Origin of the sequence: Coprobacillus cateniformis (genome assembly GCF_009767585.1) — a bacterium.
GTDB lineage: Bacteria > Bacillota_I > Bacilli_A > Erysipelotrichales > Coprobacillaceae > Coprobacillus > Coprobacillus cateniformis.
This window is the reverse complement of sequence record NZ_WSNW01000001.1, coordinates 2918277-2942648: the sequence shown is the minus strand read 5'-3', so window position 1 is coordinate 2942648 and position 24372 is coordinate 2918277. Positions and strand designations below refer to the sequence as shown.

Sequence of the window (24372 nt, the reverse complement as noted above, 5' to 3'; positions counted from 1 at the left end):
AAGCAAAAAGAGGTGTCAATATGAGAGTTTTAGGAATCATTGTAGAATACAATCCATTTCATAATGGACATATTTATCATATACAGCGTTCCAAGACAATAACAAAATGTGATTATACAATTGCAGTCATGTCTTCATCATTCGTTCAAAGAGGTGAACCGGCTATTATAGACAAATGGACACGCAGTCGTTTAGCCATTGAATTTGGAGTAGATATCGTATTAGAATTACCCTTTGTATATGCTTGCCAGAGTGCTGATTATTTTGCCAAAGGGGCAATTGATTTATTACATGCTATTGGTGTGACAGATATCTGTTTTGGAAGTGAAGATGGTCGCATTGAAACATTTATGGATATTGCTTGCACTATTGAAATGCATCAAGAAGACTATAATATGCACATCAAGCATTACATGCAAGAAGGTTTGCGTTATCCTGATGCCTGCAACCAAGCACTAAGACAGATTATGGGAAAAGAAATCACAACACCTAACGATTTATTAGGATTAAGTTATGTCAAAGAAATTGTATCTCATCATTACGCGATAACACCCCACTGTTTTGCACGTACAAATGATTATCATGATACCAAGCTGCAGGATATTGCCAGTGCATCTGCTATTAGAAAGGCTATTTATGAAAAAAAAGATTTCAAATCAACACTCCCTCATCCTGAATATTATCAGAATGATTTGTTTTTTCTTCAGGATTTCTACCCTTATTTAAAATATCAAATCATGACTTCAACCCCCAAAGAACTTAGACAATACCATTTGGTTGAAGAAGGTTTAGAAAATATTTTAATTTCTCAAATCCATAAAACAAATTGTCTGGAAGAATTACTTGGTTGTTTGTTATCAAAAAGATATACCAAACCACGCATCCAAAGAATGCTTATTCATTTATTAATGAAAAACACAAAACAGCAAATACAGGCAGCTATGAAAATCGATTATTTAAGAATTCTTGCTATGAATGAACAAGGACGCCAATATCTCAATATCATAAAAAAAGAATGCCCTTATACAATCGTTACAAACTTCTCTAGATATCAGCATCCAGCACTAGAGATAGAATTCAAAGCAACACGTCTGCTTTCCCTACTCTCTCAACAACCTTATGATCTCATCAAAAAAGAATACGCAAGTATTCCTTATATTAAAGCAGATTAAGTTCTTCTAAGATTTGAATTCCTTTTGCAACAGCACCTTGTTCATTGGTTACCTCCAATGCATAAGATGCTTTTTCTTTTACCAGTTCTGATGCATTCGCTGGGGCAAATGAATATGGAAATGATTCTAGCATTCCAATATCATTGAATCCATCACCAAAAGTTGCCACTTCATAAACAGATAATCCTTTCTCTTTTAAAACCTCTTTTAGCATACTCCCCTTATCATGAACATCACTTGTAATCTCTATATTCTCTTCAAATGATGAAGAAATATGTAAATGATTAATATCTTTTAAAAGTTTCTCTACACCTTGTACACTTTGATAATCAATATGTCTAGCATCTATCTTTAAAGGCAATGCTTTAGACTTATACAATTCATCAACTGTTTTAACTTCATGAACATTTTTAAGAAAACCAGTTCTTGTAAAAAACGGTGTCTTTGGTAATAAAGAAGGATCATCAATACCTTTTGATTTCATCAATATCTTCTGATGTCTTAAAAAATAGGTTTCTTTATCTTCAAAAATATATTTTCCTTGCTGAGTATGAACCGAAATATGATATTCATATTCTAACAAAATAGCCATAATCTGTTCAAAAGACTTTCTTTCCATTGGATAATAGCGATTGATATGACCATCATAACTTCTATATTGAGTTCCATTATTTAAAATCAAAGAATTATAAATTCCTTTGCTTTGACATATATCCTCAACCATATCAAACCCACGTCCTGTCGCAAACATAAATTCAACACCCTGATCACTTTTTTCTAGTATCTTTTGATAGCTTTGTTCATCAAGCGTATTATCCTTATTTAAGATTGTTCCATCCATATCACAAACAATTAATTTAATCATTTTTTCCACCTCTCTACGTTCCCTTATTTTAACATAAGTAAGCAGTGAATGAAATCAAAAAAATTATCGAGAAATGCTAGGCAAGGGATAGGAAATATGATATAAATTATTATTGTGAGGTGAAAACATGGACGAAAAAGAAGTTTTACAATCTGTGAATGAAATTGGTTATTTATTACTAAGACATGGTGCAGAAATCTATCGTGTCGAAGAATCTTTACAACGTATGTGTGAAGGATTAGGATTTAAAAATGTTGAAGTCTTTGCAATACCTTCTTATTTTACATTATCATTAACATTGCATGATGGTACCCCTTATCATGTTTCTAAACGTGCACGTTCAAATCGTATCCATTTAGATCATCTCTATGAATTAAATTGTTTAGTAAGACAAATTAGTAATGGAGATATAGAGCTTCACAATATTCAAGAAAAAATAGAAAACATAAAATCACAAGAATTAAATTATCAATTAATATTGTTAGGATATATTGTATCTGCTGCCATGTTCTGTGTATTTTTTGGTGGTGGTGCCATTGATATGGTTGTTTCAGGAGTTATTGGTTTCGTGTTATATTACTTTATTTATCTACTAGAAAAGCTGAGGATTAATGGTATTGTTCGAACTATCTTATCAAGCATGGTTTTATCTACGATTGCTATTCTAGGAAATAAAATAGGAATTGTTGAGAATCAGCAATCTGTCATCACTGGAACACTCATGTTGTTAGTTCCTGGAATTGCAATTACCAATAGTCTTAGAGATATTATTGGTGGAGACTTCATTTCTGGACTTTCAAGGATGATTGAAGCGATTTTGATTGCTGCCAGTATTGCAATTGGAGTTGGTGTTATGATGATGCTATTGAGAGGTGCTTAATATGAACGAAATCATTCAATGCTTATCAGCCTTTGTAGGTTGTCTTGGTTTTACATTTATTTTTCGTATTCATAAAAATATAAAATTTGCATGTGTTGGTTCCATTGTAGGTACATTAGGTTGGGTTATTTACCTTGCCACACAATTCCTAGACAATATCTTTATACAAAGTTTTATTGCAATGTTATGTGTTGCTCTTATTGCTGAAATGATGGCACGCCATTATAAAGCTCCAGCTACAATTTTTATTATCATTGGTTGTTTCCCTTTAGTTCCAGGAAGTGGAATCTATTACACAATGTTATATGCAGTACAAGGATTAAACAATCTCTTTGCTGAAAGTTTTTTATCCACTATTGGAATCAGCATTTCTATTGCTTTAGCAATCTTAATATCTTCTACAACATTACAAGTCTATAAAATTATAAAAACAAAAAATTATGCAAAAATTGAATAAGACAGATTCTCATTGAAATCTTTTTTACTCAAATTAAAAAGGTAATAAAATTTATTACCTTTTTTTATTACCCTCTTAAATGAGCATTATATTCTGATTTCACTACTGCTAAAATATTTTCCATAACATCATTAATTATTGTATCTTCTAATGTTTTTGTAGGATCTTGGAAAGTTAAAGTAATAGCTACAGATTTCTTTCCTTCCTCAATATGTTCACCTTCATACACATCAAAGATTTCAGCTTTTGAAACTAATTTTTTCCCAGCCTTTTGAATCGAACGAACAACATCATATGTTTGAATATCTGTATCCATAACTAATGCAATATCTCTATTAACAGAAGGGTATTGCGGAATTGATGTCACTTTTAGTGCTTTTGTCTTTAGATTTAATAAAGTGGATAAATTCAATTCAGCAACAACCGTTTCCCCCTTAATGTCATATTTCTTTGCCATCAAAGGATGAATTTGTCCAATCACACCAATAATTTGTTTTCCCATCTTGATATAACCACTTCTTCCTGGATGGAAATTCTTATTATCAGCTTCTACTCTTACTAGACTATAACGTGATTCCTCAATACATAATTTCTTAAATAGAGTTTCAACAAATCCTTTCACCAGGTAAAAATCAACATTTCTATGAATTCCAGCCCAAGGAACACTATGATAAACTCCATGACATGCAATTGCTAGAGTTGTGATTTCATCTTTTGCATAAGTGTTTGAAATTTCAAACAGGCAAACATCCTTAGAAGCATGTGATTGATTATAATTGATGACTTGTAACAATGAAGGTATGACTGATTTTCTTGTGACACTACGTTCTTCGCCTAATGGTGACATTAATTTCACCTGTTCATCTAATGGATGAAATAAGTTGAAATCATTAACAGTCGATGGTGAAGTCAATGTATATGTTAATGTTTCATGTAGTCCCAAATCAACAAGAACATCTCTTATAAACCTTTCATTGCTTTGTTTTGGTGTTAAATTTCCTCTCGTCATTTCCATCAAAGGAAGTGTTGAAGGAATATTATCATAACCATACATTCTCGCAACTTCTTCAATCAAATCAGCAGCCATAGTTATATCATTACGATATGTTGGAACAACAACCTCAAAAGTCGATTCTTTTAAAGTATAAGAGAAACTTAAACGATCAAAGATATCTTGAATCTCATTCAACGCAATCGACATTCCCAATAATCCATTAATCTTATCCTGAGAAACAGATACAATCTTTTCTGTCACATTTAAATCAGTTGATACAGTCTTATAAATTTCCCTAGCATCAGCTTCTTGTACTAATAAATCAGCACAGCGATCTAAAACATGAAAACTATTTGCTGTATTCAATGCACCTTTAATATAATGTTGAGAAGCATCAGTTAATAAATTCATACGACGAGCTGTATTACGTAAAGTTGCTCCATCAAATGTTGCAACTTCAATCACAATATTTCGAGTATTGTCATCAATCTTCGTATCATTTCCTCCCATAACCCCAGCTACACAACCAATACCTTGATCAGTAGAAACAATAATATCTTCTGGCAATAATTCATACTCTTTTTCATCTAAAAGAACTGCTTTTTGATGAAAACCAGTTTTAATAACAAAAGATTTCTCTTTCATCTTATCATAGTCATACATATGAATAGGTTGACCAGTTTCTAGCATGACATAGTTAGAAATATCAACAATATTATTAATAGGCTTAATTCCACTTGCTAATAAATGATTTTTTAACCACTGAGGTGATTCTTTTGTTTTCACACCTTTGATTAACTTAGCTCCAAAGAAAGGACACAAATCAGTTTCTACAATAACTCGAATGTCACTATCTAATTCATCATATTTTTTAACTTCAGGTAATTTCACTTTTCTGTTTAATACCGCAGCAACTTCATAAGCCAATGAAGTCATTGCCATACAATCACTACGATTAGGTGTCAATCCAATATCTAAAATATAATCTTTCAATCCTAAATAAGATAATGCCTCTTCACCTAATGGAGCCTCTTCATCTAAAACATGAATACCCGCTTTATCCTCTTCCTTTAAAAGACGTGCATCTAATCCAAGTTCAGCAATTGAACAAATCATACCATTAGATACTTCACCTCTAATTTTTCCTTCTTTAATTTTAAAACCTTCACCTAAATTACAGCCTGGTAATGCAACAATGACTTTTTGACCAGCAGACACATTAGGAGCACCACAAACAATTTGTGTGACAACGCCTGGTTTCACTTCTACTTGACATACATTCAAATGGTCACTATCAGGATGTGGCTGACATTCTTTAACATACCCTACAACCAATTGATCACCATGTGCTAATTCATGCATTCCTTCTACTTCTAATCCAATACGTGTAATCATTTCTGCAAGAGCAGCTGGATCTTGATCACTAATATCTACATATTCATTTAATAATTTTAAACTTGCTTCCATGCCCTTACCCCTTTCTTCCAAACTGATTTAAGAATCTTAAATCATTATTATAAAAATCTCGAATATTATCAATGTTATATTTTAACATTGCTACACGTTCTAATCCAATTCCAAATGCAAATCCCTGGTAAACTTCTGGATCAAAACCACACATTTCAAGAACTCTAGGATTCACCATCCCTGCTCCTAAAATTTCAATCCAGCCAGTATGTTTACACATCGGACACCCTTTTCCCTCACAGTTATGACAGCTAATATCAACTTCAACACTTGGCTCTGTAAATGGGAAATAAGAAGGTCTTAAACGAATTTTACGTTTTTCACCAAACATTTTTTTAGCAAAGACTTCTAAAGTTCCTTTTAAATCAGCCATAGTAATATTCTTATCAATAACCAATCCTTCACATTGCATAAATTGATGTGAATGTGTTGCATCATCATCATCTCTACGATATGTTTTTCCTGGACAAATAACTTTAATTGGTCCTTTTCCTTCGGCTGCAATCATTGCATGTGCCTGAACTGGTGAAGTATGTGTTCTCATTAATGTATTTTCATCTATATAGAAAGTATCCTGCATATCTCTTGCTGGATGTCCTTTTGGCAAATTCATTAACTCAAAGTTAAAATGATCACTTTCAACTTCAGGTCCTTCTGCAATCTGATATCCCATTCCTAAAAACAATTCTTCAATATCATTTTTAACAACTGATAAAGGATGCAAACTTCCTAATGGCAAAGCAGTACTAGGTAAAGTAATATCAATATTTTCACTTGCCAATTTTGCATTCATTTCTGCTTCTTCTAAAGCTACCTTTTTATTTTCAATAGCTTGTGTAATTTCTTGTTTTACCTTATTAGAAACTTGACCAAAAGTTGCTCTTTCTTCCTGATTCATATTTTTCATAGATTTCATAGCCGCTTGCATTGGTCCTTTTTTTCCTAAATAAAAGACTCTTAAATCATTTAAATCCTTTAATGATATACAATCATGAATTTTAGCAAGAGCTTCTTCTTTAATCTTTAATAACTCGTCCATATTGTCCTCCTTCAAAATAAAAAATCGTTCCAGCTAGGAACGATTATAATCGCGGTACCATCCTAATTCATAACAAATTCTGTTATGCACTTGATTCACAGTAACGTTGTGTTGACGGCGATGATTAGTCGCACTCCAAGGTGAATTCAATAAATACATTGTAAGAAAACTCTCAGCTTACGTTTTCCTCTCTGCTACAAATTCTCTATCTACTTATCCTCTTCATCGTGTTTACTTCCCATATTATAGCCAAAATTCTTTATAAAAACAAGTCTTTTTTCAGTTATCATAAATATCCTACAAAATACTAACAAACACATTACTTTGATATATGATTTAAATCAAATTTATCCACCTTATTATATAACTTCATAAAATCGGAATCTAAATCATTGACATTTTCATTATAACTCTTATATGAGCCTGACGGTGTCACTGCCGCCTCTAGAAACTCTTCATACATATCAAACATCTCTTTAAGAGTTTCATATTTATCTTCTAATCCTTCAGGTGGATTTTTCATTTTATCCATAATTTCTTGAGTTTCATCAATATGCAAACTTAAAGCAACTCTATCATTCATAACAGTTTGATCTTTTGTCATATTTGTAAGTGCTTCATTAAAATCAGAAACAAATTTACCATTTGGTTTTACATATTTATCCGTTTTTGTATCAGATGTCTCCCAGATAGCATTTGACCATACTTTCAAAGTCAAATTACATACTTTTTCAGCATTTGCTGCTCCGCCTAGCATTTTTATTTTTAAAACCCCAATATCATCAACATATTGATTATAATTCATGACATATTCTTCTCGTGCCTTATTATCCAAATAAGTCTTCATCCCAAATCCAATTCCAGCAATAGCTAATAATGCAATGAATCCAATAATAATTAATTTATTCTTATTCATTTGTTTTTTAACTTTGCTTGACTGATTTGTCACATCTTCTTTTACTTCGATATTCTTAGACTCAACCTGCTCTCCATCTCCCACTTGTTCCTTTTCATTTAAAGGTGCACCACAATACGGACAAAACGCTGTTTTCTCCTCTAATTCTTTCCCACATTTATTACAATTCATATTTATTTACCTTCTTTCCCTTACCTATTTTATTATAACATAATCATTCATATTATCAACTTACATTAAAAAACTCTATTTATAAAAAATAAAGTTCTTTAATCATTTTATTTTCACTTATCCCAGCATTCACTATTTGGAATCCCCAATTCTCCTGGGTGAAAAACAGGGTTCTTTCCTTGACGTTTTTGTTGTTGATAATCTTTTAAAGCACTGAATGCATAACGATGTAAATATAAAATAACAACAATATTCATTAATGCCATAAATCCCATTAAAACATCTGCTAAATCCCATATCATCGAAAAATCAGCTTGTGCCCCAAAGAAAATAACTGCAATCGTTACAAGTCTAAAAACAAACAATAAAGTTGGATTGTTTTTTATAAACTTCAAATTACCTTCAGCATAACAATAATTTCCAATTAAAGAACTAAATGCAAATAGAAAAATAGATATTGTAATAAAATGAATTCCAAATTCTCCAATTTCATTGTAAACAGCCATTTGAACATAGGGCATACCAGTAAGGCCTTCTTCAATTCCAAAATTCAAAAGAATAAATGCCGTTGTTGTACAAACAAGCATCGTATCAATAAATACGGAAATCACCTGTACAAGCCCCTGTTTAACAGGGTGTGAGACATCAGCAGTGGCTCCAGCATTAGGTGCTGACCCCATTCCTGCCTCATTACTAAATAACCCACGTTTAATCCCATACATAACACATGAACCTGTAAATCCACCAAAAATAGCTTTGGTATCAAACGCATTTTCGAAGATCATTGCAAATAAATGAGGCAATTGATTGATGTTCATGAGAGTAATATAAATTCCCAATAAAATATATAATCCTGCCATAACAGGAACAATTCGAGAACTCATAACACCAATGCGATGAACACCACCAAAAATAACAAATGCACTGGCAATACTTAATATTGTTCCTACTAATAAGGCACATAACTGTTCATTATCAAAATAGTAAGCCATTGCACTACTTACATTATAAGATTGCAGTCCATTAAACCCAAAGATAAAACAAGAAATAAGCAACACTGCAAAGACAATTCCTAAAAAACGATTTCCTAAGGCTTTTTCAATATAATAAGCCGGTCCTCCACGAAATACTTCACCATCTTTTTCTTTATAAATCTGAGCAAGCGTCGATTCCACAAACGCACTTGCACCGCCAATCAAAGCAATAACCCACATCCAAAAAATAGATCCTGCACCGCCTGCTGCCAATGCTGTCGCAACCCCTGCAATATTACCAGTTCCAACCCGTGAAGCAGTAGATATCATTAAGGCTTGAAAAGAACTCACACCATCTTCGCTATGAGCTTTTTCTTTCAATAAAGAAATACCTTCCTTTAACATTCGTATCTGTACAAAGCGTGTCTTCAACGTAAAATACATACCTGCCACAACCAATAAAATAATTAGAATATTACTGTATAAAAACTCATTTAACCATGATAAAATTTCTTTCATAACTCAACCTCTTTCCTTTATTCTTCCCATTTCTTGGGTCCTAATCAAAAAGACATGAAAAAAGGCACGTAGCAAAATGCGTGTCTTTATTGATTGAACTTTATTCAGTATATCACAGAATATACATATTGTCTCATTTTTTTATATTTATCCTTTCAATAAATATAAATTTGACCAAAAACTCCATATTCATTTCTGACATTAAAATATATTCTTTTGTCAAATAAACATATCCAAACTTATTGACATTTCCTCTTTTTCCACAATCATCATTAGAGTTCTATTTTTGAAAATGATACATTGTTATAGCAGAAGCTATACCAACATTCAAAGATTCTACTGTTTGAATAGGAATATATAAACGATGTTGACATAATTCTAAAATTTCATCACAAACACCCTGACCTTCATTACCCATAACAAATGCCATTTTATCTTTGACCTGATATGTTTCAATTGAAGACGCATCTCTTAAACAAGTCCCATAAACATCAACCCCCTGATGCTTTAAGAAAACAATAGCATCTTTTAAATTCATAACGCAGACATTCATTTGGAACAATGCCCCTTGGGTAGCACGAATCACTTTATCATTATATAAATCCACACAATCTTCAGACATAATCATTTGATCATAACCAAATGCCAGTGCAGTTCTCATCATTGTTCCAACATTCCCAGGATCCTGAACACGATCTAACAATAGATATCTCTGACCATCTTCAACAATAAGACTGTGATTATTCTGACGACAAATTGCCATTATAGGTTGAGGTGATCTTGTAAAAGCTAATTTATTCATAACATTTTGAGAAACATGCAATGTTTCTTCTTCAAAGTCATCAGATAACGTTGTAATAATCTGAAGAATAGAATGCTTTTTACGAGCTTCTTCTATTAAATGAAAACCTTCAATAAGAAACATTTTCTTTTCATCTCTATATTTCTTTTGTTTTAATTTGACAATTTCCTTAATTGTTTCATTTTGTAAAGATGTAATCATACATGTTTCTCCTTCAACCGTTTTAATCTTTCTTTATAATCAGGCATACGCTTTGCTATTTCCTGATAGAAAAGCGTTGAATGATTGGCTTGTAAAAAATGTGTTAATTCATGAACAATAACATAATCAATCAACTCTTTATCAAGATGAATCAAAGAAAGATTAAATGAGACCTTTCCTTCTTTATAATAGCAACTTCCCCATCTTCCTTTGTATTTCTTAATTTCAATCCTTGGCATATTTAAATCAAAATCATATGCTAAATAATAAATTATTTTTTCTTCTATATAATTAAGTAAAATCCGTTTTAAATAGTTTTCTACACATTGTGCAATATTTTGATGATAAACATAGAGATATTGTTCATGGACTTCACATTGATACTGTCCTACCGCTCGTAAACGAATGATATAGCGTGTGTCAAAAATGTCAACATATCCATTTTCCTGATAACAGGCATATTCCTCATAATTATGAATTAATGGTAGCAGTTTTTCTTGATATTTTCGGATATTATCTTCAATAAGTGAACGTGGTGTATAGTAAGGTGCACTGACAACCAGTTTTCCTTGTTTAACACGCATACGAATGGAATTCATATGCTTATAAATAACATCATAATATATTTCTTCTTGATTTAATATAATTTGATAACTTTTCATAAAACTCCTGTATAAACTCCTTGCATTTATCCAATATTATATAAGAAAGGATGATATTATGCGCGAAGCACTCTTAATGAACTTAAAAGGCTTTTCAGCCTCTGACTTGCAAAAGACTATAGATGAAGGTATTGCCTCAAAAGAAGAAACTATTTTAATTGGATTAGGTGTTCTTTTTGAAGAATACTATAACTCTTTAGACAATTCTTCTAGACAACAATTTCTTCAAAGTTTGTCTTCTTTACTTTAGACCAGATTCTGGTCTTTTCTTTATTTTATTTAATAGTTTATGTGTCCAAGTAAAAAGTTCAGGTGTTCTTTTCCACATTTCTTTAATCATTCTCAAACTTATTAATACAAATAAGAAACATAAATTATATTGAAACAAATCTAAGATTGGAACAAAGAAAATGACAACACTGATGATAATTAAAATGATACAAGGAACAAAAGTCACTTTTTCTTCATATATATCATATAAAATCTTTGACATCTCAAAAACAATATAGTCAAATACCCAAGTCAATACAAAATAAAGTGTAGTATAAATATCATAAATCAAAAGACGTTGTAATGCTTGTGCTAATGAACATTGATAAAACTGCATAAATGAAATAATATATGCTAAAAGAGCTCCTAATAAAGTTGCTAATGCATTTCTAAACATATAGATTGTCATCAAATCTTTTTTTATTGTTTTATCCATTTGAATCTACCACCTTTATTGTTCCTTGAAGTTGAATCATAAAAGTATATGGTTGAGCTTGGGAATCATCTTGAGTCAAGGTCACAACACAACTTAATGTGCGTCCAAGAAGTGAATCCTGTTCATCATAATAGGCCACTTGTTTATCATTACCTTTTAATATATCAGCTGTCTTACCTTTTACATATGCAAATCTTTCATAATCATTAATATCATCAACCTGACCATTATCCTTTAAATACATATAATCAATAGTTATATTTGGATACTTTTTATCAATATCCTTAACAGAGCAAGAGAAATCTCCTGTTTTCAACCATGATGGTGTTGCATAAACATTTCGAATAGCATATTCTTTATTTCCACCATTAAAAACTGTCATGACTTGATTCTTCATAACTATATCTTCATCATAAACTGTTTTGTTATTTCTTATAATTGTCATATGCATCATAACATCAGCAAAATCATCATCATAAAGTTGCTTAGTTGTTTCAACTTCCTCAAGTGTAAACACTTCATTATCTGTTTTCATTTTTGTCTCTTGTTCATATCGATATTCTTCTTTAGATGTATTGACAACAAAAGTTGTTCTCACAAGATCACCTTTTAAAAAGAAGCGATCCTCTAAAGCCATAACTCTTGCTTTACCATTTTTTTGAATACGATCATTTTTATAAAATTCATAGCCATCAATAAGGACTGAATCATTTTCACCTGCAAAACAATACTGATAATCAGCAACATTCACATACGTATGAAACATAAAATTATCATACCAGAGAAACAATGTTGAAACCAGCATACATAACAATATTCCTGACAATATTAATTGTCTTTTTATTTCTTTATTCATCTCATCACCGCATTTATTATATAAGTTTTTAAAAGAAAAGGAAAGACCTTTTGTCTTTCCTTATGAAGAACCAAGTTTTACATTCACTGTAGATGTAGAACCATTACGGTTAATCGTTAATTTTACAGTATCTCCTGGTTTTTTAGAATAGAGTTTTGTTAAGAAATCTTTATATGATTCAATTTCTTCATTATCAAATTTTGTAATAACATCGCCAGTTTGAATTCCTGCTTTGCTGGCAGCTGAATCATTTTGAACATCTGCAACATAAATACCCTTATTCAAATTTGTTTGAATACGATACATATATAATTCATATGAAGAATATCCATCTAATGAAACGCCAGAGATTCCCAATGTTGGTCTATTCACTTTACCAGTTGAAATAATTTCTTCAACCATCTTAACAGCATCATTAATTGGTAATGCAAACCCCATACCTTCAACAGATTCAGATGAATATTTCATAGATGTAATACCTACCAGTTCACCAACTGCATTGACAAGTGCTCCGCCACTATTACCAGGGTTAATTGCAGCATCAGTCTGAATAACATTCATATCCCAATCCTCTTTACCATCATTGTTTAAATCAACAGAAACAGTACGTTTAGGAGCAGACACAATCCCCTGTGTAACAGTTCCTGCATACTCAATACCCAATGGACTTCCAACTGCTAAAACAGTTTCACCAGCATCTAATAAATCAGAATCTCCAGTTTTAAATGCAGTGACATCAAAATTGACTGTCATTTTTAAAACTGCAATATCTCCATATTTATCACTACCTATCAATTCAGCCTTCACAGATTCTCCATTGGAATAAATAACTTCAATCGATTGAGCAGATTCAATCACATGATGATTTGTAATAATATATACTGTTTTACCATCAATTTTATAAATTACACCACTTCCACTGCCTGATAATTTATTGTTTTGATAAACTGCAACACCAACAGTAGATTCTTTAGCAGCTTCTATAACTTTTGTTAAATCAGATTTCACATCATAATTAACTGTTTGAACTTTGGCATTTGATGTTCCATTTGTAGAACTTCCACCTTGCGTTCCAAGGACTTTATACATCAAAAAACCATTGCAAGCAAGCGATACAACCAATAAAACAACAACAATTGCTTTAAACAACATATTTTTATCTGGATTTTTCTTCTTTTTTTCTTTATGCACAGGACCACCCATATTTCCTTGATACTGCTCCTTTGAAGTATCTATAGATTCTTGAGTATTTTCAAATTCTTCTTTATTCATTTCGTCCATATTCATCTTCCTTTCAGTTATGACTGTTTTATATTTTACATTTATATCATAATATAGAATTACCAAGATATTATTTTAATATTGTGTGAAAATGTCAAAAAAATTCATTTTAATAACGCTCTAATCTTTTCTATATTCTCAACAGCCTGTTGATACCCATAATGATAAATCGCATCAATCTTATGCAAATCCTTTTCAAAAGAATCAATTTGCACATCTTCACTTGGTCTCAATATAACCGCTTTGCCAGTTTGTTCTAGCATTTCACAATAATTCAATGTCTCATTATATAACTCATGACGCGTTAATAAGGGTTTTACCAAATGTGGATAACGTTTTTTCAATCGACGACTAGCAATGATATTCGCTTTAGATAAATTTTTCTGATACCCTTTTGGTCTCGTCAAAACAATCAGCATCTTATCGTGTCCATCTCTTTTTGCTTGTTTCACAGGAATGGGGTCACAGATACCTCCATCATAATAATCTTGACCATTAAAAGTAATAACTGGAAAAGCAAAGGGAATTGCACAAGTTGCTTTTAACATTGTGCATTGCTTATCTAATAGTTTTCCATCAAGATATTCACATTGTCCTGTTTTAGCATTTGTCACACCAACTTTAATAATAGCTGGATTTTCTAAAAAAGTGTTCCAATCAAAAGGATATAACTCATTAGGTATTGTTTCATAAGCAAACTTCAAGCCAAATAAACTGCGATCACTTAAATAATTACGTATTCCAACATAACGCTTATCATGTCGATGATTCATTAAAATATCATAATTACGTTTAGTTTGCTTTGAAACATATGAAAAACCATCAGTAATTCCTGCTGACACTCCTATAACATAAGGAAAATCAACTTCATAATCAAGCAGTGCATCCATAACACCACTAGAGAAGATAGGACGAAATGTTCCTCCCTCCAGTATTAACGCACCCATTATCGCTTATCCTCAATCATCACTTTCATTAACTCTTCATCCAGTTTTTCAATAAAACAAGTTAATAATTGGACAACTGCATCAAAATCATCTTGATGAATAATTGTACGATGAGAATGCATATAACGTGATGGAATAGAAATCGTTAGATTCATAACACCAGCATCAACCTTACTTAATTCTCCTGAATCAGTTCCTCCAGCAGTATCTATTTCTAATTGATAAGGAATATCTTGTTTCTCACAGATACATTCTAATTCTTTCAATAAACCACTATGTGCAATAGCACTTCCATCCATAACTGTCAAAGCTGCCCCTGACCCAAGTTTGACATCACCCTTTTCACCAGGTAAATCCATTGAAAAAGTAACGTCAATCGCAATCGCAATATCCGGTTTTATCATCTGTCCAACAGTTTTTGCCCCACGTAAGCCCACTTCTTCTTGAACAGTTCCAGCTCCATATAAAGTTGGATAAATTGTTTTCCCTTTTAAATTTCTTAAAACCTGTATAATCACAGCTGCACCAATGCGATCATCCCAAGCCTTTGACATTAAACATTTCTCATTAGCCATAATTGTAAATTCAGAAACTGGTGTAATTGGATCACCTTTTTTAATACCTAAATCCAAAGCTTCCTGTTTACTGAAAACACCAATATCTATAAAAGCATTCTTCGGTTCAACAACTTTATTTCTCTCTTCAGGTGTTTTTCCATGAGGTGGCACAGAACCAAAAACACCCTTAATCTCTTTGCCATTTCTTGTTGTGATTACCATAAGGGAAGAAGGTAAATTTTGTCCCATCCAGCCACCTACTGGCTGAACTTTAATATACCCACTTTCATCAATATCACTGACAAGAAAACCAATTTCATCAATATGTCCAGTTAAAAGAAGTTTTAATTTTGAAGTTCCTCTTTTGATACCAATTAAACTCCCAATATTATCATATTGAATTTCATCAACACAATCCTCAATATATGATTTCATCATACGAGTTGCTTGTTTCTCATAACCAGAAATTCCATTAACAAGACTCATATTCTTTAACATTTCTAAATCTGCCATATCTAAACCCTCCTATTATTTCTTATTATATATCCTTTTCTACAATTAGACAAATCATTTAAATATATGAATAATCCAATCAAAGTATACACTATCTCATTATTTTTATACAAAAAGAGGAAATCAGATATTCTCAGTATTTCCTCTTTTGTTAGCTTTTTAAAAACTGGATAAAACGTTTTAAACTGGTCAAATAATTAACTCAATTCTCTATCTATTGATTATGAAATTCAAATGTTGTTCCCTAATGAAATAATCCTATAACCATAAGAAGAGTTTCATTTTCAAATAAAATATTTTCAAAGGGCAATTCTGGTTTTCTTTATCCATAAAGCCACAATTTAAAGATGTGGTCTTCATGCTTATTTTAATAAATTGAGAACATTCTACCACTTGCATTATTATGAATAGTAGTCATGTCTCAATTCATCCAATATTTATTATCTCATTATATAACGTAATAAGAGGTCCCAACTAATCTATAAATAATTTTTGTGATTCTGTTGAATTGACATCAACAATTTTATAAAAGTATTCTTTTTGAGTTAAATCTTTTCTTTCAATTGTTTCAGCAATTTGTCCATCTTTAATATAGAGAAGTTTCTGTGAATAACTAGCAATCATAGAATCATGAGTCACCATTAAAATAGAAACACCCTCTTCTTCATTGAGCCTTTTAAATAACTCTAGAAGATCATGTGAATTTTTAGAATCAAGATTTCCAGTTGGTTCATCTGCAACAATCAATTTAGGATTCGTGACAAGTGCTCTGGCAATTGATGCTCTTTGTCTTTGTCCGCCTGAACATTCACTTGGATACTTATCCAAAAGTTCATCAACACCCAATTTCTTTGCAATCACTTGAACACGTTGTTTGACTTCTTCTAAAGGAACATGAGATAACGTCAAAGGAACAGCAATGTTTTCAAAGATTGTTAATGATTCAAGCAAATTAAATTCTTGGAAAATAAAACCTAAATTTTCATATCTAAATTTACCAACTTCATTTTCTCCCATCGTTCTGACTTCTTGGCCATTAATAAAAACTTTTCCTTTGGTTGGAATATCGATTGTTGAAAGATTATTTATAAATGTTGATTTTCCTGAACCAGACGGTCCCATAACACATATAAAGTCACTTTCATACATCGTTAAAGAGACATCAGATAAAGCAGTAACAGGATTCTTTGTATCAATCCCATAAATCTTTGTCACATTTTCTGCAACCAATATTTCATTATTCATAACGTACACCCTCCTTTAGAACTTGTAAAACAGAATTTTTATATGAAACATAAGTGAATATCCCTGCCAATACTGCTGGAATCATTTGAGTAAGCACTGCAACAATTATAAAATCTAACGCAATACCTTCATGGATATATGATTGAATTAAGGCAATCATTGTATAAACAAAAGGCAATCCAATTAATATCACATAAAATGAGAAAACCTCTTTACGAATAATTTGTAAGAGCTGATGATAAGAATATCCTAGCTTATAGAGATTATAATAGAACATCCTTCTGGTTGATGCTTCCATTATATATTTATACATAATGCTAGCTAACAATAAGAGAATAACAACAATGAATCCAATAATAGCAGTCATCATTTCACGAGGATTTTCCTGCTGAGAAATCATAATAGCAATCATAACATTTGTTGATATCGCATAAATGCCAATCAATAAAATCGCACGGTTCAAAGAATATTGCAGATTAGATATTGAAATTAATTGAATCTTATCAGCCAAATATCTCTTCCATTTTCTTCTCCTAAAAAAAATTCCTAAACAATATTTTACTATTCCACTAATTCCAACCGCCCCTATACAACAAGGAACAATTGCAGATGTTGATTCATATGGCGTCGTGATTAACAAAATAATACCAAGCAAATAAATCACAATATAAATAACCGGTGGCAATTTAAACATACGCTGATCAACAGCATTATTACGCCCTTCTTGCGAAAGCATATATTGAATATCCTTACGATATACAAACCCTGATGCATAAATCAATTGAGCAACAATAATGACTACTATACAAATTACCGTATCAAGAATTGCTGTATAAGGGATATAGAAAAATGGCACTTGATATGATAAATACTGATATATAAGCTGATTAACAAACATTGATATTCCACTTCCAAGTACAATTCCTAAAGGGAAAGCAATTAAACTCATTATCAAATTTTGATAAAATAAATACATTGTTGCTCCAATAAAACTAGATCCAGACATCTCCATAATGGCTATTTCTTTGGTTTTCCTTGAAATATAGAAATTACTGGCAAATATAATCATAAATCCACAAAAGACAATAATAACAAACGATAAGGTCGATGAAAAAGGAATCGTCAGTTGTTGAGAAGAAGCTAATTCAACTTTTGTCACCAAGTACTTATTATCAATAATATTAAAAAATAAAAAAGTCACAGCGATTGTCAAACATAAAGTCAATGTATATACAAAGCTTTTTTTATACTCCTTTTTTAACATATTGACAGCAAACTTTAATGTCCCCATAATTTTCCTACCTTTCTTTCTCTATTTTAGAAATAGAGTCTAACTGAAACAATAGATTTATAAAATTCTGTTGTTCTTCATCACTTAAATGCTGAACCAAATGCTCAATATAATGATCAATAACATGTCTTGATTGTTCAATAACTTCTCGTCCTTTATTGGCCAAATGCAGAATTCTTTCACGGCGATCTGTCTTAGAAACTTCAACAACAATAAAACTAGCTTTTGTCATTCTAGCAATCAATCCAACCGAAGTTGGATGCGATATCCCAAAATACTGACAAATATCTTTCCCTGCAACTTCCTCTGTCTGTTCTTCTAAATACAAAAGAATTAAAAGTTGTTGAAATGTTAAATGATACTCTCTTAATTGATTATTCATTGTTGTTATCATTGCGCTTGAAAGTTTATAACACAATACAAGATGTTCATGATTCACTTTACCACCTCTTCCTAAATACGTAGCATACTACATATATAAGTATAAGTGACTTATCACTTTCTGTCAATCCCTTTCAAAAAATAAAAAAAAGCACAAATTTCATTGTGCCTTTACAAATCATTATTTTGCTAATGCTTTTTTAGCAGTATCTACAATTGCAGTAAATCCTTTTGGATCTGCAATAGCAATTTCAGATAACATTTTTCTATTCACTTCAACATTAGCTAATTTTAATCCATGCATTAATTGAGAATATGAAATTTCATTCATTCTTGCAGCAGCATTGATACGTGCAATCCATAATTTTCTCATTTCACGTTTTAATGCTTTTCTATCTCTGTATGCATATTCAAATGAGTTCATGACTTGTTCATGAGCTGTTTTATATAATGTATGTTTTGAACCAAAATATCCTTTGGCTAATTTTAAGATTTTCTTTCTTCTACGTCTAGTTGTATATCCGCCTTTAACTCTTGCCATATTTCTTTCCTCCTATTTCCAATTATCCTTGTAATCTTGACTTAATTCTCTTCATATCTGAAGGGTGTACTAAAGTTGCTTTCGCTAAGTGTTTCTTTTGTTTATGAGTCTTGTGATGAGATTGATGCGAAATATAAGCATGACTACGTTTCATTTTACCTGATCCTGTTTTCTTTAAACGTTTTTTAAGACCACTATGTGATTTCATTTTTGGCATAATTTTGTCCTCCTGTTATTTCTTTTTTGGTGCTAATATAGCAATCAATGTTCGTCCTTCCATTTTTGCTGGCTTTTCAACAATGCAATAGTCAGCACATTCAGCAACGAAATCTTCTAGTATTTTTTGACCAATATCAATATGAGCTAATTGTCTTCCTCTAAAACGAACAGCCACTTTGACTTTATCTCCTGCTTCTAACATTTTAATTGTTCTTTTGAGTTTTACATTTTTATCATGAACATCAATAGTTGGAGATAATTGTGTTTCTTTTAAAGAGACAACCTTAGAATTTTTCTTCATTTCTTTTTGTTTCTTTTGTTGTTCAAAACGATATTTTCCATAGTCCATAATACGACATACTGGAGTTGCAGCTTTCGGAGCCACACAAACCAAATCTAAATTTGCATTAGAAGCCGTATGCAAAGCTTGATTACGTGACATAACGCCTAATTGATCACCGTTTTGATCAATAACTAAAACTTCTTTAAAACGAATTTTTTCATTTACCAAGTCATCATTTGTTTGTTGGTTGTTATACTTGCTAATAATAGCCACCTCCTATAAATTTTGTAGTACAAATAAAAAGTGAGCACATAAGTACCCACATATTGACATTAAGATATGATATCTTAGTGACATTAGCCCAACGATATTCTCATTCGGGCGAGAAGTAGGCACTTCTTCTTTCCACTACTTTTCATTTACTGGTACATCATAACGAATTTAAACATATATGTCAACCCTTTTTAAAGAGTTTTTCAAAAGATTCAGGTGTTTTAGAAACAAAACGCATTTCTTTATGTGTCAGTGGATGAACAAACATAAACTCATGAGCATGCAGTCCTAATCTTTTGAGTGGATTAGATTGTGCACCATATTTAGAATCTCCTACTATCGAATGATGTAAAGAAGACAAATGAACACGAATTTGATTCTTTCTCCCTGTATCAAGATAAACCTCTAACATACTATAACGTTTATTTGATTGAATTTGTTTATAATGAGTAATTGCTTTTTTCCCTTGTTCTTTTGTTGTAATATAGACATTTTGTGTCTTAGATTCAGCCAAATAATTTTCAATAGTTCCTTTTGTTTTTTTCATCTGTCCTTCAACAATAGCAATATATCCTCTTGTTTTGACATATTTATTCCAATTTTGAGTGAGAATATCATAAAGTTTCTTGTTTTTAACAAACATTAATATACCAGATGTATACTGATCTAAACGATGAACAAGAAAAATATTTTCTTTTTTCTTATAAAGATATTGTTTTACATATTGATAAGCAGTTTTTTCATTTTCTTTAGCGGTTTGTTCACTTAATAAACCACATGGTTTATCAATCACAATAATTTCTTTATCTTCATAGAGAATAACAAATGGCATATCATTTTTCTTAGCCTGAATTTCCACAGTTTGTCCTACTTGTAAATCATATGCATAATGTGTTTCAATATGCCCATCAACCCAAACATTTTGATATTTCAAGAGATTCTTAATATCATTTCTTTTTTGTGAAGTTTTTTCCAAAAGGAACTGCATTAAAGGCATTGGCACTTCAACTTTATATTTCATTTATGATTTCCTCCATATGTTCAAAGATTGTTTTTTCTAAATTCTCCTGACCTTTTTTCAAAGCAATAGACAAAGGCATATAATGAGGTGTAATTGTATAAACACTTTTAAATCCAAGTTGTTTTAAAACATCTACATCTTCAATTTTACCAGCAAAAGCATATACATCTTTATGATATTTCTGAGCAATCTGTAAAACACCATAAGGTGTCTTTCCAAATTGTGTTTGTTTATCAAGTTTTCCTTCTCCAACAATAACCTTATCACAATGTAAAATTGCTTCTTCTAAATGAATTGTTTCACTAACAATTTCAAACCCAGAGCGCAATTTTGCTTTTAAGAAAGCCAACATAGCATACCCTAATCCACCTGCGGCACCAGCTCCAGGTTGTATCATATAATCCTTTTGAAACATGAAATCTGCTTTTTGTGCATATTGAAACATAGCTTGATCTATACTTTCTAATTTGGCTTGAGATAAACCTTTTTGTGGACCATATATATAAGTTGCTCCATTATTTCCGCATAAAGGGTTTATAACATCACAAACACCTATCCATTCAATATCTTTCAAACGCTGATTAAAGTTATCTAAACAAATATTACAAATATCCTTTAATCCTTCCATTGTATAAGAGACAACATGATGAGATTCATCTAAAAATTGAACACCTAATGCTGCTAACATACCAATTCCACCATCATTTGTTGCACTTCCCCCTAAACAAATCATGATTTTTGAAACTTGATGCTCAACAGCATGAACAATCAATTCACCTAAACCATATGAAGTTGTTTGAGAAGGGTCTTTTTGAGTTTCATCTAAAAGTTCTAGCCCACAAACCTTTGCACATTCAATAATCGCCATATCATCAACATAACCTATTGGTGCCATTATCTTATTAAAAAGTGGGCCTGTGACTTCATACTCCACTTTTTCTCCTTGTAAAGCCAAAACCAAAGTGTCCAATGTCCCTTCACCCCCATCAGCTAATGGGCAAAGAATTGTTTTGATAGTCTTATCATAACAATGAACACCTCTCTCCAATGCTTTCGCTGCTTCTTGAGCAGTCATACTTTCTTTAAATGAATCTGGCGCAATCACAATTTTCATTCTTTCACCTCCAAAAAAAGAGTAGATTTCTCTACTCTAAAATATGTGTCGAGTTATACATAACAGTTGCACTCACTAACATTTCTACCAAAATAGCAATCCATAATGGAAAACCATTGAAAGAAATCACACCAATTAAAACAACTAATTTCATTAGCACTGTTATAACATTATTAGCAATAGCTGTTGTTCGCATACTTCTAGAAATCAAGAAAGTTTCATAAACTTTATTTAACTCAGCATCAATCAAGACAATATCACTGTTCTCGACAACCTTAGAATCAGCTAACCCACCTCTTGAAATACCAACATAACTCTTTTGCAGTAATTCAATATCCTTAAAGCTATCTCCAATATAGACAATAGGTCCAACTAAAGAATCCATTTTACTTAATTTTTCCTCAACACTTAAATCATTATAAATTGTATATTGATCATTTTCTAAAGCTACAGGTCCATCATTAAATATAACCAATGTTCTTCCCATATGAGAAAGTTTTCTAAATAATTCCAACTCTTCTTCAGTCACTTCAACACCATCAAAACGATCATAAACAATTGTTTGACATGCATTTATAGAATCAAGACCTAAAGAAGATTCAATAATAATTCCATTACGAAAAGCTTTTGCAAAACCAGCTAACATACCTAATGATGTTGATTGATCACTAGATAAGGCTCCCGATAATATCAATAAAACAGCTCCAACATGAATATAAGAACGATATGTATGGAAATCAATGATAGGTAAAACAATCCCCAAGATCAAACCTAATACAACCATGATTGGCGTATAGAAACGTGATAATATCTTTGTATATTTTTCAATCTTTGATTCATAAACAGGGGCAGCACTGGCAATATTCATTAATTCGATATAATTAGAACTTTCATATGTAGAAGTAATTTTTATGTAGAGTGGTTTTTCTCCAACATTCACATCTCCACTACTTACAAGTGTTCCTTTTTTCGCACGCACAAGTTCATATGTACTCGTATTCGAATATGTACTCAAATCAGATGGTCCTTTTAAGACCTTACCTGGAATATGTACAGTTTCGCCTGGTTTAACAATCATTGTATCACCAATTTCAAACTCATATAGTGAAATGACTTCCTCACGTTCATCAAGATAACGAACTCCTGTTTCAGGCATCTCAACCGCTTCATCAATCTTAAATAAAGATTTCTCTAAAACTTTATTTAAGAATGGTGCAGCGACCTGATACAAAATAACAGCAAGACATGTTTCAACATATGCTTGTGCAGCTATACCTAAAATGAAAGCTCCAATGACCAAAACATCTTCTTTAAAGAATTTCAATTGTTTAACCTGTTTCCATGCACTCTTTAAAATAGGTTCTGCTAACAAGAACATTGTGACATACCACAAAATAGGTGTTATCTGATTATGATCTTTTGATGTAATTAAAGCCAATGCAATAACAACCAAAAATATACCTATACGAATATATCTATTTAAATACTTTTGATTAAAAACATCTTGCGAACGAATGGGTTTACGATGTTCCATAATTTCAATTGAAGGATTAATCTTAAATAATTCTTTTCTTAAATAACTCAACACATCTCTTTGAGAAGATACCAGTGTTAATATCTTATTTTTAGGATCATATTCAATATCATGATATTTAGAATCTTCCTGGATTTGATTGATCAATACATAAATATCATCTTCAGTCACCATATTTTTAAACATAAAATAATGTGGAACTTCTTTTCTTTGAGCAAAATCATATTGACGTTTGCTACCATCAATAACTTCTTTAACAATATGCTCTTTATTAACCCCTTGAATTAAACTTAACAAAGCATCTATATCTATACAATTAAAAACAATACTCTCTTTGCTTATTTTCATATGAGAGACTTGTTCTTGTTCATTTAGTTTTAAACTTAAATGATTCAATTCTTCTACTGATTGGATATTGGATATTTCAAATGTTTTCTTTTCCAAAATCATCACCCTTTCTTGCATCATCATATCATATTTTTTCAAAAAAA

At 31.4% G+C, this 24372-nt stretch carries 25 protein-coding genes and 1 other annotated feature; of the genes, 4 read left to right on the top strand and 21 right to left on the bottom strand.

From position 1 onward, the window contains the following. Positions 1 to 20 precede the first annotated feature (20 nt). Complete coding sequence (locus tag GQF29_RS14530) at positions 21 to 1172, top strand: nucleotidyltransferase (RefSeq protein WP_008790440.1); 1152 nt, start codon at positions 21 to 23, stop codon at positions 1170 to 1172. On the opposite strand, the gene GQF29_RS14525 is transcribed toward GQF29_RS14530, so the two are convergent. Beyond that, a complete protein-coding gene (locus GQF29_RS14525) occupies positions 1159 to 2037 on the bottom strand; it encodes a Cof-type HAD-IIB family hydrolase (protein ID WP_008790441.1) in 879 nt (292 codons plus the stop codon). The two genes, GQF29_RS14530 and GQF29_RS14525, sit on opposite strands and share 14 nt — an antisense overlap. 127 nt (positions 2038 to 2164) lie before the next feature. Here GQF29_RS14525 and GQF29_RS14520 point away from each other — a divergent pair, with 127 nt between their 5' ends. Beyond that, the gene (locus tag GQF29_RS14520; RefSeq protein WP_008790442.1) at positions 2165 to 2917 is read left to right on the top strand and encodes a threonine/serine exporter family protein; all 753 of its coding nucleotides are present in this window, start codon (positions 2165 to 2167) and stop codon (positions 2915 to 2917) included. A 1-nt stretch (position 2918) separates the two neighbouring features. Then, a complete protein-coding gene (locus GQF29_RS14515) occupies positions 2919 to 3374 on the top strand; it encodes a threonine/serine exporter family protein (RefSeq protein ID WP_008790443.1) in 456 nt (151 codons plus the stop codon). A 67-nt stretch (positions 3375 to 3441) separates the two neighbouring features. On the opposite strand, the gene pheT is transcribed toward GQF29_RS14515, so the two are convergent. From pheT to GQF29_RS14485, 6 genes are all read right to left on the bottom strand, one after another. Further along, positions 3442 to 5835 carry a phenylalanine--tRNA ligase subunit beta gene (gene pheT / locus GQF29_RS14510; protein ID WP_008790444.1) on the bottom strand — a complete coding sequence of 798 codons (2394 nt, stop codon included), beginning with the start codon at positions 5833 to 5835 and terminating at the stop codon, positions 3442 to 3444. Positions 5836 to 5839: 4 nt separating this feature from the next. Continuing rightward, the gene (pheS, locus tag GQF29_RS14505) at positions 5840 to 6874 is read right to left on the bottom strand and encodes a phenylalanine--tRNA ligase subunit alpha (RefSeq protein WP_008790445.1); all 1035 of its coding nucleotides are present in this window, start codon (positions 6872 to 6874) and stop codon (positions 5840 to 5842) included. Between the two features lie 32 nt (positions 6875 to 6906). Continuing rightward, positions 6907 to 7109: a binding site (T-box leader), on the bottom strand. Positions 7110 to 7193: 84 nt separating this feature from the next. Continuing rightward, the gene (locus GQF29_RS14500) at positions 7194 to 7961 is read right to left on the bottom strand and encodes a zinc-ribbon domain-containing protein (protein WP_008790446.1); all 768 of its coding nucleotides are present in this window, start codon (positions 7959 to 7961) and stop codon (positions 7194 to 7196) included. A 113-nt stretch (positions 7962 to 8074) separates the two neighbouring features. Next, complete coding sequence (locus GQF29_RS14495) at positions 8075 to 9454, bottom strand: alanine/glycine:cation symporter family protein (RefSeq protein ID WP_008790447.1); 1380 nt, start codon at positions 9452 to 9454, stop codon at positions 8075 to 8077. A gap of 280 nt (positions 9455 to 9734) precedes the next feature. Further along, complete coding sequence (locus tag GQF29_RS14490; protein ID WP_008790448.1) at positions 9735 to 10457, bottom strand: TrmH family RNA methyltransferase; 723 nt, start codon at positions 10455 to 10457, stop codon at positions 9735 to 9737. Further along, on the bottom strand, positions 10454 to 11119 hold the full coding sequence (locus tag GQF29_RS14485) for a M48 family metallopeptidase (protein WP_008790449.1): 666 nt from the start codon (positions 11117 to 11119) through the stop codon (positions 10454 to 10456). Before GQF29_RS14485 ends, GQF29_RS14490 begins: the two co-directional genes overlap by 4 nt. A 58-nt stretch (positions 11120 to 11177) precedes the next feature. Here GQF29_RS14485 and sspI point away from each other — a divergent pair, with 58 nt between their 5' ends. Then, positions 11178 to 11369, top strand: coding sequence for a small acid-soluble spore protein SspI (gene sspI, locus GQF29_RS14480; RefSeq protein ID WP_008790450.1), 192 nt, complete (start codon positions 11178 to 11180; stop codon positions 11367 to 11369). Here the strand turns inward: sspI and GQF29_RS14475 are convergent. The 14 genes from GQF29_RS14475 to GQF29_RS14410 all read right to left on the bottom strand — a co-directional run bounded on the left by GQF29_RS14475 (position 11361) and on the right by GQF29_RS14410 (position 24331). Continuing rightward, the gene (locus tag GQF29_RS14475) at positions 11361 to 11825 is read right to left on the bottom strand and encodes a hypothetical protein (RefSeq protein WP_008790451.1); all 465 of its coding nucleotides are present in this window, start codon (positions 11823 to 11825) and stop codon (positions 11361 to 11363) included. The two genes, sspI and GQF29_RS14475, sit on opposite strands and share 9 nt — an antisense overlap. Further along, positions 11818 to 12681, bottom strand: a complete 864-nt coding sequence (locus GQF29_RS14470; RefSeq protein WP_008790452.1) for a hypothetical protein — start codon at positions 12679 to 12681, stop codon at positions 11818 to 11820. The genes GQF29_RS14475 and GQF29_RS14470 overlap by 8 nt, the downstream gene beginning before the upstream one ends. A 60-nt stretch (positions 12682 to 12741) precedes the next feature. Continuing rightward, positions 12742 to 13962: a S1C family serine protease gene (locus GQF29_RS14465; RefSeq protein WP_017143814.1), complete on the bottom strand. Its 1221-nt coding sequence runs from the start codon at positions 13960 to 13962 to the stop codon at positions 12742 to 12744. A 104-nt stretch (positions 13963 to 14066) separates the two neighbouring features. Beyond that, entirely contained in the window at positions 14067 to 14909 is an 843-nt protein-coding gene (locus tag GQF29_RS14460; RefSeq protein WP_008790454.1) for a patatin-like phospholipase family protein, read from the bottom strand. Beyond that, positions 14909 to 15979: a M42 family metallopeptidase gene (locus tag GQF29_RS14455; protein WP_008790455.1), complete on the bottom strand. Its 1071-nt coding sequence runs from the start codon at positions 15977 to 15979 to the stop codon at positions 14909 to 14911. The genes GQF29_RS14460 and GQF29_RS14455 overlap by 1 nt, the downstream gene beginning before the upstream one ends. A 474-nt stretch (positions 15980 to 16453) precedes the next feature. After that, entirely contained in the window at positions 16454 to 17224 is a 771-nt protein-coding gene (locus GQF29_RS14450; RefSeq protein WP_008790456.1) for an ABC transporter ATP-binding protein, read from the bottom strand. Continuing rightward, entirely contained in the window at positions 17217 to 18515 is a 1299-nt protein-coding gene (locus GQF29_RS14445) for an FtsX-like permease family protein (RefSeq protein ID WP_008790457.1), read from the bottom strand. The genes GQF29_RS14450 and GQF29_RS14445 overlap by 8 nt, the downstream gene beginning before the upstream one ends. A gap of 7 nt (positions 18516 to 18522) precedes the next feature. Continuing rightward, complete coding sequence (locus tag GQF29_RS14440) at positions 18523 to 18954, bottom strand: MarR family winged helix-turn-helix transcriptional regulator (protein ID WP_008790458.1); 432 nt, start codon at positions 18952 to 18954, stop codon at positions 18523 to 18525. A gap of 123 nt (positions 18955 to 19077) precedes the next feature. After that, positions 19078 to 19437: a 50S ribosomal protein L20 gene (gene rplT, locus GQF29_RS14435; protein WP_008790459.1), complete on the bottom strand. Its 360-nt coding sequence runs from the start codon at positions 19435 to 19437 to the stop codon at positions 19078 to 19080. A 22-nt stretch (positions 19438 to 19459) separates the two neighbouring features. Continuing rightward, positions 19460 to 19654, bottom strand: a complete 195-nt coding sequence (gene rpmI, locus GQF29_RS14430; protein ID WP_008790460.1) for a 50S ribosomal protein L35 — start codon at positions 19652 to 19654, stop codon at positions 19460 to 19462. Between the two features lie 15 nt (positions 19655 to 19669). Next, the gene (infC, locus tag GQF29_RS14425) at positions 19670 to 20212 is read right to left on the bottom strand and encodes a translation initiation factor IF-3 (RefSeq protein WP_008790461.1); all 543 of its coding nucleotides are present in this window, start codon (positions 20210 to 20212) and stop codon (positions 19670 to 19672) included. Positions 20213 to 20393: 181 nt separating this feature from the next. Beyond that, complete coding sequence (locus tag GQF29_RS14420; RefSeq protein ID WP_008790462.1) at positions 20394 to 21233, bottom strand: RluA family pseudouridine synthase; 840 nt, start codon at positions 21231 to 21233, stop codon at positions 20394 to 20396. Beyond that, entirely contained in the window at positions 21223 to 22347 is a 1125-nt protein-coding gene (locus tag GQF29_RS14415) for a glycerate kinase (RefSeq protein ID WP_008790463.1), read from the bottom strand. Before GQF29_RS14415 ends, GQF29_RS14420 begins: the two co-directional genes overlap by 11 nt. 31 nt (positions 22348 to 22378) lie before the next feature. Then, entirely contained in the window at positions 22379 to 24331 is a 1953-nt protein-coding gene (locus GQF29_RS14410) for a P-type ATPase actuator domain-containing protein (RefSeq protein WP_236916502.1), read from the bottom strand. Positions 24332 to 24372 lie beyond the last annotated feature (41 nt).